The following is an 11,842-nucleotide window of genomic DNA, read 5'->3' as shown; positions in this document are numbered from 1 at the left end:
CCGCGTCGGTCAGCGCCTCCTCGCTCTGGCCGCTGTGATCTGGCACAACACCAACATCGGCGCACCCAACCCACGATCACTCATCGCGTACGACCATTGACCAGCAAAGATTTAGGACTCAATCATCTAGGTGGCGCGTCCGGCACGGTGCCGAGCGGTGCCGGCCCGTCGACGGGTCTACGCTTGGTAACCGTGTTCGCAGCCAATCTTCCCTCCGTGACCGCCGCCCAGGTGCCGGCCGACGCCTACCTCCTCGACGTCCGCGAGCCGGACGAGTGGGCGGCCGGGCACGCCCCGGGCGCCCACCACCTACCGATGATGGAGATCCCCGCCCGGATGTCCGAAATCCCCACCGACGGCGACGTCGTGGTGGTCTGCCGGTCCGGCGGCCGTTCCGGCCAGGTGGTCGGCTACCTGATGAACAACGGCTGGGACAACGTCCGCAACCTCGACGGCGGGATGCGCGACTGGGCCGCCAGCGGCCAGCCGATGCAGAGCGAGGACGACCAGCCGGCGCGGGTCATCTGAGGAGCGCCCGAAGATGGTGGCTCCTTGAGCAGTCAGCGGGGCGTACGGGCGGGTCTGCCACGTCCACGGGCCGACGGACCGGTGGCGGGTCTGCCACGTCCACGGGCCGACGGGCCGACGGCGGGCCTCCGGTCTGGCAGCCGTCCGCTCGTCTTCGCGCACCGGGGCTCCTCGGCGAGCCTGCCGGAGCACACCCTCGCCGCGTACCTGCGGGCCATCGAGGAGGGCGCGGACGGGTTGGAGTGTGACGTCCGACTCAGCCGCGACGGCCACCTGGTCTGCGTACACGACCGGCGGCTGGAGCGGACCAGCAACGGGCGGGGCCGGGTGAGCGCGTACACCCTGGCCGAACTGGAACGGCTCGACTACGGCTCGTGGCACACCGGGACGGGGGCCGCCGACGACGTACCGCCGGACCCGGCCCGGACCCGACTGCTGACCCTGGACACGCTGCTCGGCGCGGTGCGGGACGCCGGCCGCGACATCGAACTGCTGATCGAGACGAAACACCCGAGCCGGTCCGGCTCCGCCGTCGAGCGGCGGCTGGTCACCCTGCTGCACCGGTACGGGCTCGCCGATCCCCGACCCGACGATCCGGTACGGGCGACCGTGATGTCCTTCTCACCCCTGGCGGTTCGACAGGTCCACCGGCTCGCCCCGCGCCTGGCCACCGTACTGCTGATGGACCTGCTGCCCCCGGTCGTCCGGCGGGGCCGGCTGCCGTACGGTGCCCGGATCGCCGGCCCGAGTCTCAAGCTGCTCGGTAACCGTCCCGGTCTGGTCCCGGCGTTGCACGCGGCCGGTAATCGGGTCTACGTCTGGACCGTCAACGACGAACCGGCCCTCGACCTCGCCCTGGCCCGTGGGGTTGACGGGATCATCACCGACCGGCCGGCGATGGTGCTCGACCGGCTGGGCCGCTGACGCTGCCGGCCACTGCCCAAAGTCCGACCGGACGGGCAGACTCGGGGCATGGCGCAGCACCCCGACTACCCCGCTCTCCTCGCCGGGCAGCTGACCATGCTGGAGGCGATCGACTCGGGTGAGGTGGGTCTGCCGGTTCTCGACCGCCTGCTCCAGGTCGCCGCGCGGGCCCTCGGCGCACCCGGCGTCGCGTTCGTGGAGTACGCACCCAGCGGCGGTCGGGTGGTGGCCGCCACCGGCAGCGTCGAGTGGGCGGTGGGGCGTCCGCTTCCGGCCGCCGACGGGATGGCGGAGCAGCTGCTGACCGGCCCTCGGGTACGGGCACTCGGCATCGACGTACTTCCGCCCGAGCTGGCCCAGGAACTGGACGACTCCGGCCTGGGGCAGTTGCTCGCCGCCCGGGTGGAGATCGGCGGGCTGACCATCGGCAGTCTGCACGCCCTCTATCCGGACCGGGAGCGGCCGGGCAGCGCCGAGCACCAGGCGGTGCTGGGCTACCTGGCCGCGTGCGTGGCGCACCTGTACCGGGACCAAACCGGGTTGCCGGTGCACGGTGACGGCAGCGTGGTCGCCGCGCTCGCCGACGGTCTGGCGATCGTCGGCCGGGACGGCACCGTCCAGCTCTGGAACCCGGCGGCGGAGCAGGTGACCGGTCTGCGTGTCGCGGAGCTGGTCGACCGACGGCTGCCGTTCCCGGTGCCGCCGCCGGGTCAGGTGCTCGACCACCGCCTGCCGGACGGCCGCTGGTTGAAGATCACCTCGGGGGAGCTGCCCGGCGCCGGCGCCCGGGTGGTCACCTTCTCAGACAGCGGGGAACAGGACCTCCGCGACCATGACCGGGATCTCTTCGTCGCGGTGACCAGCCACGAACTACGTACCCCGGTCACCGTGGTGAAGGGGTACGCGGACACCCTGACCGCGCACTGGGACTCGCTCTCCGAGTCGGACCGGCGGCAGGCCGCGGCGCTGATCGGTCAGCGGGCCGGCGAGCTGGCCCGGCTGATCGACCGGCTGCTCTCCAGCACCAACGACGCGGGCGCGGTCGGCGGGTCGCCGCCGGTACCCTTCGACCTGACCGAGACGCTGCGGGCGGCTGTGGCCGACCTGCCGGCGGACCTGCGTCACCGGCTCAGCATCCGGCTGCCGGAGCAGCTGCCGAAGGCGCTCGGCAACCGGGCCAGCCTGGCCACTGTCCTGACCGAGCTGGTCACGAACGCCGGCAAGTACTCCCCGGACGGCAGCCGGGTGGAGCTGACCGCCGAGTCGGACCGTCGGACCGTGGCGTTCCGGGTGAGCGACCGGGGAATCGGGGTACGTCCAGACCATGTGGAGCGGGCGTTCGAACGGTTCTGGCAGGCCGAGTCGGGAGACCGGCGCCGCTATCCCGGTGCCGGCCTCGGTCTCTACCTCGTCCGCCGGATCATCGAGCGGCAGAACGGATGGGTTTCGCTGCGTCCCCGCGAGGGCGGCGGTACGGTCGCAGAGGTACGGCTGCCCCGAGGTTGACCCACGGCATCCGGGCCCCACGGTCCGCTGAGGAGGCGTCCCCCATGTCCACCGTCCCGACGTCCGACACGTCGGCCGTCCCGAGGCCCGACAGCCCGACCCGCACCTCGGCCGTCCCGAGGCCCGACACGCCGGCCCGCACCTCGGCCGTCCCCGCGTCCGGCGCCACGACCGCCTCGGCCGTGCGGCACACGCCGACCGAACGCTCGTGGCACATGACGGTGCCGCACCACGCCCAGGGTGCCCGTACCGCCCGGCACCGGCTCCGGGTCGAGCTCGCCGACGCCGTACCGGCCGCGTTGCTCGCCGACACGATGACGGTGGCGGCCGAACTCCTCGGCAACGCGGTACGCCACGCCGCGCCGCTGCCCGGCGGCACCGTCCGGCTCTCCTGGCGGCTGCGCGACGACCCGACCGGCCACCTGGTCGAGATCCGGGTGACCGACGGCGGCGCCGGGGTCACCCCCCGGATCCGCCAGGTGGGCCCAGACTCGGCCGACGGCCGGGGCCTGTTCCTGGTCGCCGCGCTCGCCACCGACTGGGGGGTGGTCCGCGACGGCCTCGGGCAGAGCGTCTGGGCCCGGCTCCAGCACCCGGTCGGGTGCACGCCGGAGGTCCGAGGGGCCTAGGCTGTCTCGTCGTGGGTAAGCGTCGAAAGAGTTCCCGGGCCACCGAAACGACCGGTTCCGCGACGGGCGGAGCCGGCGGCCGGCCGGAGAAGCGCCAGAAGGTACGCGACATCTTCGTGCCCCGCCCCTTCGAGGGGCTGGCCGACGAGGCGGAGTGGATTGCCCTCCGTGAACTGGTGCCGGCGGCCTCCGCACCGCTGACCCTCACCCCCGAGCTCGTCGAACAGTACGGGGAGCGGCCGGTCACCCTGGCCACCGTGCTGCCGATGGCGATGCCGGCGATCGCCAAGCCGGACGGGCGGATCCTCGTCGGCCTGCAGCGGCACGTGCAGTCCGGTGACGTCTCCCGCGATCTCGCCGAGGCGCTGCTCTGCGCGCTGCGTACCGAGCCCGGCGGGACGGTCTCCGTGCCGGCGCTGCCCGGCGAGGGCCCCCGGCTGCAGGACGTTCTCGTCGACGGGCCGCTCGGCATCACCATGCACGACGGTTTCGGGTTCTGGCTCGACCCGGGCGCCGACGAGGACCCGAACGTGAAGGCGTCCCTCGAACGGGCCGACGCCTCGATCTATCCGACCGTCAAGCTCGCTGCCGCGCCGGCCGCGTACTGGTGCCAGGTCAGCGACAAGAGCCACGTCCGCTGGGTACTGCCGGACGACGAGGACCCGGCGCTCGCCGCGCTGTCCCGGCTCTCCGCCGCCGGTGAACTGACCCTCGGTGACGGGACGAAGTTCGCCGGCATGTTCCGGGCGCACGGCCGGCTCGTACCGGTCTGGGACATCCCCCGGGACGCCCCGGCCGAGTCGTGGGAGGGCCCGCTGACCGACTTCGCGAAGCGGTACGCGGCGGCGCTCGCCGATCCGGCCGACCTCGACGCCGCCGGGCGCCGGGCCCGGCAGGGTCTGCTCGGGCGGCAGCTCACCCTGCGCTAACCGTCAGTCGGGTTGGTTCACTCAGCCGCTCGGATCTCAGGTCACCGGGGCGAAGAGTTCTGCCAGGTCCGGTTCTCCGAAGAGGCTGATCTCCACGATCCCTTTCTCGGTGACCGTCAACACGGCCACTCCGTAGGGCTCGTCACGCAGCCACGCGACCGCGGCGGGCTGCCCGTTCGCCTCGGTCGCGGTCATCCGCCACTGCCCCGGAGCACCCATCGCCGGCGCCGCGAAGGCCAGGCACGCCTCACGACCGGCGTACGAGGTCTGCGAGCCGACCGGTTCGATGGTCGCGTCCGCGTGCAGCACCCTCCGGAAGGCGTCGGCGTCGGACGCCTCCCACGCGGCCATGTACTCGGCGAGCAGTTCCCGGGCCCGGGGCGAGTCGGCGTCGAGCACGTCGTCGCGGGTCGGTGCCGCTTCGGCGAGCCGGGCCCTGGCCCGCTGCAGGGCGCTCTTGACCGCCGGCACCGACATGTCCAGCGCCTCGCCGGTCTCGGCCGCCGAAAAGGTCAGCACCTCACGTAACAGCAGGACGGCACGCTGTCTGGGGGTGAGGTGCCGCAACCCGGCCACGAAGGCGAGCCGCACGCTCTCCCGCGTGGTCACCAGGTCGGCCGGGTCCGTCGGGAACGGCTCCAGCCGCCCACCGAGGTCGTCCGGGCCGAGGCCCGACGGCAGCGCGCGGCGTCCCCGGCCCTCGATCACGGTCAGGCAGACGTTGGTGGCGATCCGGAAGAGCCAGGTTCGCACCGACGAACGCCGCTCGAACGTCTCCCAGCCGCGCAGTGCCCGCACGTACGTGTCCTGTACTACGTCCTCGGCCTCGTGATAGGTGCCGAGCATCCGGTACGCGTGGGTCAGCAAACCTCGGCGTTCCCCCTCGAACACCTCGGTCAGAATCCCAACGTCGAACGCACCCATGCGGCCAGCCTCCCGATCGCCTCGTCGGCGGCCGGTGCCCGCCCGGCGGCCATCTGGAACGTGTGCAGTTGTCCGTCGAAGACGTCCAGCCGGGCACCGGTCAGCTTCGCGAGGCGCTCGCTGTCACCCCGGCCGCTCTCGTGGCTGCCGCACTGAACGTAGGCCGGCGGCAGCGCGGACAGGTCGGCGTGGAAGGCGTTCACCTCCGGCGCCAGGCCGCTCACCCCCTCGGGCAGGTACTGCGCGATGAGACGCTGCACCATCGGCCGGGTGAAGAACAGGTCGGTGGCGGCGCTCTCCTCGTACGAGGTGGCGGTCTGCGCCGGGTCCATGTCGATCCACGGCGACAGCAGCAGCAGCGCGGCCACGCCGGGCTCGCGGAGCGCGACCTGCACGGCCAGGCCGCCACCGGAGGAGTCCCCGGCCAGCGCCACCTTCCGGGCACGCGCCGCCGCCCACCGGTACGCCGTGACCGCGTCCTCGATCTGCGCGGGGTAGCGGAACTCGGGAGCGTGTCGGTAGGTGGCGAGCAGCACCCGTACGCCGGCCGCCTTCGCGAGGTGCCCGTACATCTTGCGGTGCGTGTAGAGCGACCCGCTCACGAAGCCGCCACCGTGCAGCGCGACGATCACCCGGTCGGGGTCGGCGCCGTGCGGGCTGAGCCACATCGCCGGCACGCCGTCCGCCGACACCTCCGTGTAGTCCAGGCCGCGTGGCTCGGCTGTCACGTCGCCCCACTGGTCGTCCTCGCCCGGGTCACCGGCGGCCCAGCGGGCGTACATCTCTCTTATCGCGTCCATGTGAGTATCGACCGCGGGCGTACCGGAAAGGAATCGGCGCGGCCCGGTGTCTGCCGACCCGGTGCCGGCCGACCCGGCGGCGTGGCCGGCGGGGTAGCGTCGGGCCCATGTCAGTTTTCGACGTGGAGATCGGCGCCCTCGGCGGCGGTTCGGCGGATCTCGGCCAGTACCGGGGCCGGGCACTACTCGTCGTGAACGTGGCGTCCCGGTGCGGGCTGACCCCGCAGTACGCCGGCCTGGAGCTGCTCGCCGAGCGCTACCGCGAGCAGGGGTTGACCGTGCTCGGGGTGCCCTGCAACCAGTTCCACGGCCAGGAGCCGGGCACCGCCGAAGAGATCGCCGAGTTCTGCTCAACGACGTACGGGGTGACCTTCCCGCTCACCGAGAAGGTCGAGGTGAACGGCGCCGGACGGCACCCGCTCTACCAGGAGCTGGTCGACGCTCCGGACGACGAGGGATACACCGGCGACATCCGGTGGAACTTCGAGAAGTTCCTCGTCGGGCCGGACGGCGCGGTCGTGGCCCGGTTCGGTCCCACCGTCACCCCGGAATCCACCGAACTGGTCGCGGCCGTGGAGAAGGCACTGCCCGGAACAACGCCACTGCCGTAGGCGAAGCGCCCGCCACGCGCGCGTGACCTCGGGCTCAGTGCGTCCGAGGCGTGGCGGGCCGATCAGGTGCGACTGATCTACTCGACGGGTGAGCAGCCTGCGTGATCTCATCGTCCGCTGGCAGCGCGGCTGGGCGGTGGCCCGGGCGCTCCCCGTCGCCGAAGACGTGGGCGGCGCGTTGCGGGTCCGTTGCATGCAGCCCGGCCGCGACGTCGAGTACGTCGCGCTCGATGCCGGCGAGGACCCCGCGTCGCTCACCAGGCTGGCTGAGCTGGTCGCTGGCGAGGACAGCGTCACCTGGCTGACCGTGCCCACCACCGATCCGGCGAGGGCTGCCTCGGCACTGGTGGCCGCAGGCCTGGTCGTGCTCAAGGACTCGGAGCTGCTGATGACCGCCGATCTTCGCCGGCATCCGCGGAACATGCCCGTGGACGCGTACCGGCTCCTGACCCAGGTCGACCCACACGGAGCCGACCGCGTGGTCACGGCCACGGTACGGCACGAGTCGGGAGAGGTTGGTGCGCGCGGCACGATGGGACTGGCCGGAACGGATGCGGTCGCAGACCGGATCGAAACCACGCCGGCTCATCGCCGCAAGGGCCTGGCCAGCGCGGTCATGGGTGCACTAGCCAATTCTGCGATCGAAGAAGGCGTCGAACACGGCATTCTCATCGCCAGCGAGGACGGTCAACGTCTGTACCTGACGCTTGGCTGGCAGCCGGTGGCCGATGTACTGATCGCGACGACGCCTGGCAACACGTACCCGTCCTGAACAGCGCACCGATCTCGGCATTATGCAGGTAATCCTTGCGTTCCCGTTCGAAGAGGCCGGTGCGGCGTTCCAGTACTACAAATCGACCAGCCCGTTCGGAAAGGTCATCATCGAAATGCGACGACCGGTGTGTGGCGGCGGTGGCGTCGGGGTGGAACCGGTCACCCGCCGGCCCTTCGGCGACCGCCCGGCCGGCCGGTGATCGACGCCTCAGTACCCCAGAGACGACCAGGAAGACACCCCGGTAGTTCTCGATCATCCGTGCGAAAAGGGTGCCAGTGGCTGTCGCGACCGCACAGTAGAGCAGGTCCACTGTCGCAACCCCGGCCGCAGCCGCGGCCGCAACCCGGAACCCGTTGACCAGCCCCTCGCGCAAGGAATGCGGAGCAGCGCAGACCCAGACCCGGGTAGCACTACGCTCCCGCTGACCGTCCCCACACCACGCTACCGACAGGGCCTACACCCTCGTCTGGGAAGAGCCCCGAAACCCAATGGATGTGCGCATTGCGCAATACGGCGATGCCGGTTCACGGCGGCGTTCCGCCAGCGTCGGACGGGATATGGGGCCCCTACGCGCGTGCGACGGCGACGGCCGCAAGCACACCGGCAACGAGGACAGGCAGGCCGATCGTCAGTATGCCGAGAAGACCGAGCCCCAGCAGCATCGCGGCAGCGGCTCCCAGGGCCCATCGGCGTCCAGGTGCCGCGCGAACAGTTCCATATGTGCACAGCAGCCCTGCTGCGGTTAGGCAGACGACGAACCAGGCCGCAGGTTGACCATCCTGCTGGGCTATGACCGCCAGATATACAACCATCATGACAACAGTGACCGCAGCGGCTGCTGCCGCTACCGGGTCCCAACCGCTCCTCGGTCTTGAGGTCATGGTTCATGTTGTCGAATCTGACGGCGATCCCTGGGACCGGAGCAAGGAGAGCTCTCTCACATCGGCTATGAGCCGCGTTCGACAAGGTCAACGGATGACGTACGGAGAGTGACGGGCGCCGACACCTGACGTGCCTCTTCGGGGAAGGCGGATGCCGACCGATCGTTCAGCAGGCTGTGATGGGAGCATCGCCGGGTGACCGATGAGCAGGCGCGGGTACTTGCGCGCGGCGGAAACGTCGCGGTGACCTGGCTGGATGGCCGGGCCTCTCCGGGCATCCATGTACAGGGTGACACCTTCGCCGAGCTGCACCGACTGCTTGCCGAGGTGGCCAGCCGGCTGCATCGTGACGTAGGCGACAGCGAAGCGTTGGACGATCTCGACCGCACTGTCGAGGAGGTGACCAGCATGCTGCGCTTCTACGAATCGGCACTCGCGGAGCGGGAGGTCCGACAGCCATACCACCGGCATGATGCCGGGTGAGTCGCCCACCTCACCACGCCACGCGGCTCAAGGTGTCAGGCAGCCGGGTAAGCCGACCTGACGTCGCTTTGCCGTAGTGCGTTGATCACGGCATGTGCGGACGTCCGTGGCGGCTGGCCGGAGGGAGCCTTGAGGACGTCAGGGTTCGCGGATGACCGTCAGTTTTCAGACTGTCGCGGCCACGTCCAAGCGGGAACCTCACGGATCGGATGCAGCTGGTCATCGCTCTCAGCATGCGAGTTCTGCTGGGCCACGCGGGCGCCGAACTCGAGGTGTTCACGCACGGCCGCACGGAAAGCGTCATCGTCCGGTAGGCCGGCTTCATCGATCGCTTCGAGGTAAAGGGCGACGAACCGCTCCCGCTGCTCGTCGGTGATCTTCAGATGGCGGTGGACGTCAATGATGTACTGAAATCCCAGTCCGGCGGTGAACCTGTCGGGGCCGCCGAAGGACTCGGCGGTGAACCACGTGAGGTGTTCGACATGGCTCGGCTGGCGAGCGGGGAACACGCTGCACAACACGGGATCGTCCAGCACCTTGGTATAGAACAGTTCCTCCAGACGATGCAACGCCTCGTCGCCACCGGCAAATTCGTACAGAGTAGACATGGGCTCGTCCTTTGTTGCCTGGACTGAGCGACTGGTGCGCTCCCTGAAATCCGATCGCTGCGACCGTACCTCGTTGTGACAAGCATGGTGGCCCACGGAAAGCCGCAACGTCCGGTCATCGACATGAGCGCACCGCTCCACGCGGCAGCGCAGCGACCCCGGCCGTCACGGACCGTTATTTTGCGCCCGGCGATATCAGCCCTGTAGTCGAACCAGTTGCAGCTGTCCCCGGTGGTGCCGGGTCCATCCGTCACGGCCACGGTGCCGGACCTCACTCTCGGGCGACGGTACGCAGCCCGTGCGTGGGTGTCCACCACTCGATGACCAGCATCGTCGCCTCCGGGTTGAGGTGGGTGTGCACCACCTCGCTGATGTCGGCATGGAAGCGGTCACCGGCCGGGCCTTCGGTGATCGGTCCGACGGCAACCGCCCGACCGGCAATCTTCGCCTCACCCGGCCACTGCGCCTCGGCGCCCTCGACCGGGTCGACCGTGGCGCTGTGCAACGCGAAACGCGGATCTCGTCGCAGGTCGGCACCCTTGCGCGCGTTCGACATCGAGCCGAAGACCAGTTCGCCGTCCTCGAACTGCGTCTCGATCCCGGAGATCCGCGGTGCCCCGTCGGCCCGCAGGGTGGCAATCGTCTTGTGCCGGTGCGCGTCGAAGAGCGCCCGTACGCGCCGCGCGAACTCCGGCTCCGCCCGCTCGACGTCCCGCCATGCCGTCATGTCCCCGATGATCGCACCAACACAGTCGGGGAGGGGCGGCCGTTCAGCGTACGAGACGCAGACAGCCCCCGGCAGTGGACGCCGGGGGCCAGGTCCGTCGTGGTGTGGAACCGTCGGTGTTGAGGTGGAACGGTCAGCCGACCGGGCCGATCCGCTTTGCCAGGTCGACAAACGCCTGCCAACCCGCCGGTCCGAAGACCAGCGTGCCGCCGTCCCGGTCCTTGGTGTCCCGGACCAGCACCCGGCCGGGCAGGTTGTCGGCCACCTCCACACAGGCACCCTGATTGGTTCCGCTGCGGGTGCTCTTACGCCACCGGGGCGCCACGTCAGTCATGATCGTTGATCGCCTTCTGGATGAGGTCCCGTGACGCGTGCACGGGAAGGGCCAGTCCGCTGACAATCTCCCACGATACTTCCAACTGGTCCAGATCTCCGCTGTCGGTCACCACCCGGCCCTGCAACTGGTCGTCGACATAGCCGGCCCGGCGGCCCGCCGGCAGCGTGGCCAGCACAAACGCACCCTGAAGACCGGCGTGTAGTCCGGCGGACGTCGGGACCACAAGCACCTGGACGGTCGGGCGCTGGCTCAGGTCCAGCAGGTGCTTCAACTGCTCCCGACGCACCTCGGGCTCACCACAGGTCAACGCGAACTCGCCGATGATGGCGGAGATCCTCGGCGGCTGGGGCCGGTCGACCGTGACGGCCCGCCGGTCCCGCCGGACGTCGACGGTGCGGTCGATGACCTCGTCCGACAGCCAACCGCCCCGCAGCAGGTTCCGGGTGTAGTCCTCGGTCTGCAGCAGGCCCGGCAGCAGCAGCGGCTCCCACCAGCGGAGCAGGGTCGCACGCTCCTCGTGCTCGGTCCACGGCCGCAGCCACGGCGGTCGGGCGTCCTTCCGGGCCTCGACGGCGGCCTGCTGTATCTCGTCCTCGGTGCCGAAGAACTCGTCGAGGCGTAAGGCGGTGTCGGGCTGGGGAATGATCCGGCCCTGCTCGATCGCGGCAATCAGTGATCCACTCACCTTGATCGCTTTGCCGAGTTTTGCCTGGGTCAGCCGCCGCGCGATCCGGTGCCGGCGAAGAATTTCCCGTAGGTCATTCACGTAGTACTCCCACGTGCAGAGAGGGATGCAATAAGCATCTATATTGCACCCTGTTTGCCTTCCATTACAAGGTGTGAAACCTCCAGGCTGGAGGTCAGGCGCCCCGCTCGCCCCCTCAGTGCCCCCTCCACTCCGGGCGGAGCGCCCACGGGGTGCGGTGCCGGTCCGAGGCCGGCGCCGCACCCCGTCTCCATCTCGCCAACGGGAGGCAACAGATGAGACACGCCCGCCCTGTCACACCTCGACACCGCCGCGCCTGGTGGCAGCTCTGGCGCTCCTGCCGGTGTGGTCACCGGTGCCGCCCCGCACCGCCGAAGCCAGCTGCCACGCCGCCGCAGGTGCCGTCGCCTGCGCCGCCACTGTCGCCGTCGCCTGCGCCGGTCGAGCTGACCGAGGCGGAACGGGCCGAGATCC

General features: G+C 70.4%; 14 protein-coding genes and 1 pseudogene. 9 read left to right on the top strand and 6 right to left on the bottom strand.

Going from position 1 to position 11,842, the window contains the following annotated elements; genetic code table 11:
- The 6 genes and pseudogenes from ABGB05_RS21490 to ABGB05_RS21465 form a co-directional block, all read left to right on the top strand.
- Positions 1-100, top strand: a pseudogene (locus ABGB05_RS21490) (IS982 family transposase); the annotation flags it as partial.
- Between the two features lie 92 nt (positions 101-192).
- Positions 193-528, top strand: a complete 336-nt coding sequence (locus ABGB05_RS21485) for a rhodanese-like domain-containing protein (protein WP_347655244.1) — start codon at positions 193-195, stop codon at positions 526-528.
- 90 nt (positions 529-618) lie between these two features.
- Positions 619-1,452 (top strand): glycerophosphodiester phosphodiesterase family protein, encoded by an 834-nt coding sequence (locus tag ABGB05_RS21480; protein WP_347655250.1) that lies wholly within the window; start codon positions 619-621, stop codon positions 1,450-1,452.
- A 48-nt stretch (positions 1,453-1,500) separates the two neighbouring features.
- On the top strand, positions 1,501-2,958 hold the full coding sequence (locus ABGB05_RS21475; protein WP_347655243.1) for a PAS domain-containing sensor histidine kinase: 1,458 nt from the start codon (positions 1,501-1,503) through the stop codon (positions 2,956-2,958).
- A 215-nt stretch (positions 2,959-3,173) separates the two neighbouring features.
- Positions 3,174-3,587, top strand: a complete 414-nt coding sequence (locus ABGB05_RS21470; RefSeq protein ID WP_347655242.1) for an ATP-binding protein — start codon at positions 3,174-3,176, stop codon at positions 3,585-3,587.
- Positions 3,588-3,598: 11 nt separating this feature from the next.
- Positions 3,599-4,516: a DUF5926 family protein gene (locus ABGB05_RS21465; RefSeq protein ID WP_347655241.1), complete on the top strand. Its 918-nt coding sequence runs from the start codon at positions 3,599-3,601 to the stop codon at positions 4,514-4,516.
- A 36-nt stretch (positions 4,517-4,552) separates the two neighbouring features.
- On the opposite strand, the gene ABGB05_RS21460 is transcribed toward ABGB05_RS21465, so the two are convergent.
- Both ABGB05_RS21460 and ABGB05_RS21455 read right to left on the bottom strand, forming a co-directional pair.
- On the bottom strand, positions 4,553-5,440 hold the full coding sequence (locus ABGB05_RS21460; protein ID WP_347655240.1) for an RNA polymerase subunit sigma-70: 888 nt from the start codon (positions 5,438-5,440) through the stop codon (positions 4,553-4,555).
- The gene (locus tag ABGB05_RS21455) at positions 5,413-6,240 is read right to left on the bottom strand and encodes an alpha/beta hydrolase (protein WP_347655239.1); all 828 of its coding nucleotides are present in this window, start codon (positions 6,238-6,240) and stop codon (positions 5,413-5,415) included. Before ABGB05_RS21455 ends, ABGB05_RS21460 begins: the two co-directional genes overlap by 28 nt.
- A gap of 107 nt (positions 6,241-6,347) precedes the next feature.
- On the opposite strand from ABGB05_RS21455, the gene ABGB05_RS21450 reads away from it, so the two are divergent.
- From ABGB05_RS21450 to ABGB05_RS21440, 3 genes are all read left to right on the top strand, one after another.
- A complete protein-coding gene (locus ABGB05_RS21450) occupies positions 6,348-6,851 on the top strand; it encodes a glutathione peroxidase (protein ID WP_347655238.1) in 504 nt (167 codons plus the stop codon).
- 88 nt (positions 6,852-6,939) lie between these two features.
- On the top strand, positions 6,940-7,623 hold the full coding sequence (locus ABGB05_RS21445; RefSeq protein WP_347655237.1) for an N-acetyltransferase: 684 nt from the start codon (positions 6,940-6,942) through the stop codon (positions 7,621-7,623).
- Between the two features lie 1,079 nt (positions 7,624-8,702).
- Positions 8,703-8,990: a hypothetical protein gene (locus tag ABGB05_RS21440; protein ID WP_347655236.1), complete on the top strand. Its 288-nt coding sequence runs from the start codon at positions 8,703-8,705 to the stop codon at positions 8,988-8,990.
- A 158-nt stretch (positions 8,991-9,148) separates the two neighbouring features.
- On the opposite strand, the gene ABGB05_RS21435 is transcribed toward ABGB05_RS21440, so the two are convergent.
- From ABGB05_RS21435 to ABGB05_RS21420, 4 genes are all read right to left on the bottom strand, one after another.
- Entirely contained in the window at positions 9,149-9,598 is a 450-nt protein-coding gene (locus ABGB05_RS21435) for a group II truncated hemoglobin (RefSeq protein ID WP_347655235.1), read from the bottom strand.
- A 271-nt stretch (positions 9,599-9,869) separates the two neighbouring features.
- Entirely contained in the window at positions 9,870-10,325 is a 456-nt protein-coding gene (locus ABGB05_RS21430; RefSeq protein ID WP_347655234.1) for a pyridoxamine 5'-phosphate oxidase family protein, read from the bottom strand.
- 133 nt (positions 10,326-10,458) lie between these two features.
- A complete protein-coding gene (locus ABGB05_RS21425) occupies positions 10,459-10,659 on the bottom strand; it encodes a DUF397 domain-containing protein (protein WP_347655233.1) in 201 nt (66 codons plus the stop codon).
- A complete protein-coding gene (locus tag ABGB05_RS21420) occupies positions 10,652-11,428 on the bottom strand; it encodes a helix-turn-helix transcriptional regulator (RefSeq protein WP_347655232.1) in 777 nt (258 codons plus the stop codon). The genes ABGB05_RS21425 and ABGB05_RS21420 overlap by 8 nt, the downstream gene beginning before the upstream one ends.
- Positions 11,429-11,842: the final 414 nt, after the last annotated feature.

The organism is Plantactinospora sp. B5E13, from assembly GCF_039871775.1.
GTDB lineage: Bacteria > Actinomycetota > Actinomycetes > Mycobacteriales > Micromonosporaceae > Plantactinospora.
This window is presented reverse-complemented; position numbering and strand designations above follow the sequence as displayed.

What these genes read in the sequence shown, in the direction of transcription:
- ABGB05_RS21475 (WP_347655243.1), top strand. Translation starts at nt 1,501, where the DNA reads ATGGCGCAGCACCCCGACTACCCCGCTCTCCTCGCCGGGCAGCTGACC.
- ABGB05_RS21455 (WP_347655239.1), bottom strand. Translation starts at nt 6,240, where the DNA reads ATGGACGCGATAAGAGAGATGTACGCCCGCTGGGCCGCCGGTGACCCG.
- ABGB05_RS21430 (WP_347655234.1), bottom strand. Translation starts at nt 10,325, where the DNA reads ATGACGGCATGGCGGGACGTCGAGCGGGCGGAGCCGGAGTTCGCGCGG.
- ABGB05_RS21425 (WP_347655233.1), bottom strand. Translation starts at nt 10,659, where the DNA reads ATGACTGACGTGGCGCCCCGGTGGCGTAAGAGCACCCGCAGCGGAACC.
- ABGB05_RS21450 (WP_347655238.1), top strand. Translation starts at nt 6,348, where the DNA reads ATGTCAGTTTTCGACGTGGAGATCGGCGCCCTCGGCGGCGGTTCGGCG.
- ABGB05_RS21470 (WP_347655242.1), top strand. Translation starts at nt 3,174, where the DNA reads ATGACGGTGCCGCACCACGCCCAGGGTGCCCGTACCGCCCGGCACCGG.
- ABGB05_RS21460 (WP_347655240.1), bottom strand. Translation starts at nt 5,440, where the DNA reads ATGGGTGCGTTCGACGTTGGGATTCTGACCGAGGTGTTCGAGGGGGAA.
- ABGB05_RS21435 (WP_347655235.1), bottom strand. Translation starts at nt 9,598, where the DNA reads ATGTCTACTCTGTACGAATTTGCCGGTGGCGACGAGGCGTTGCATCGT.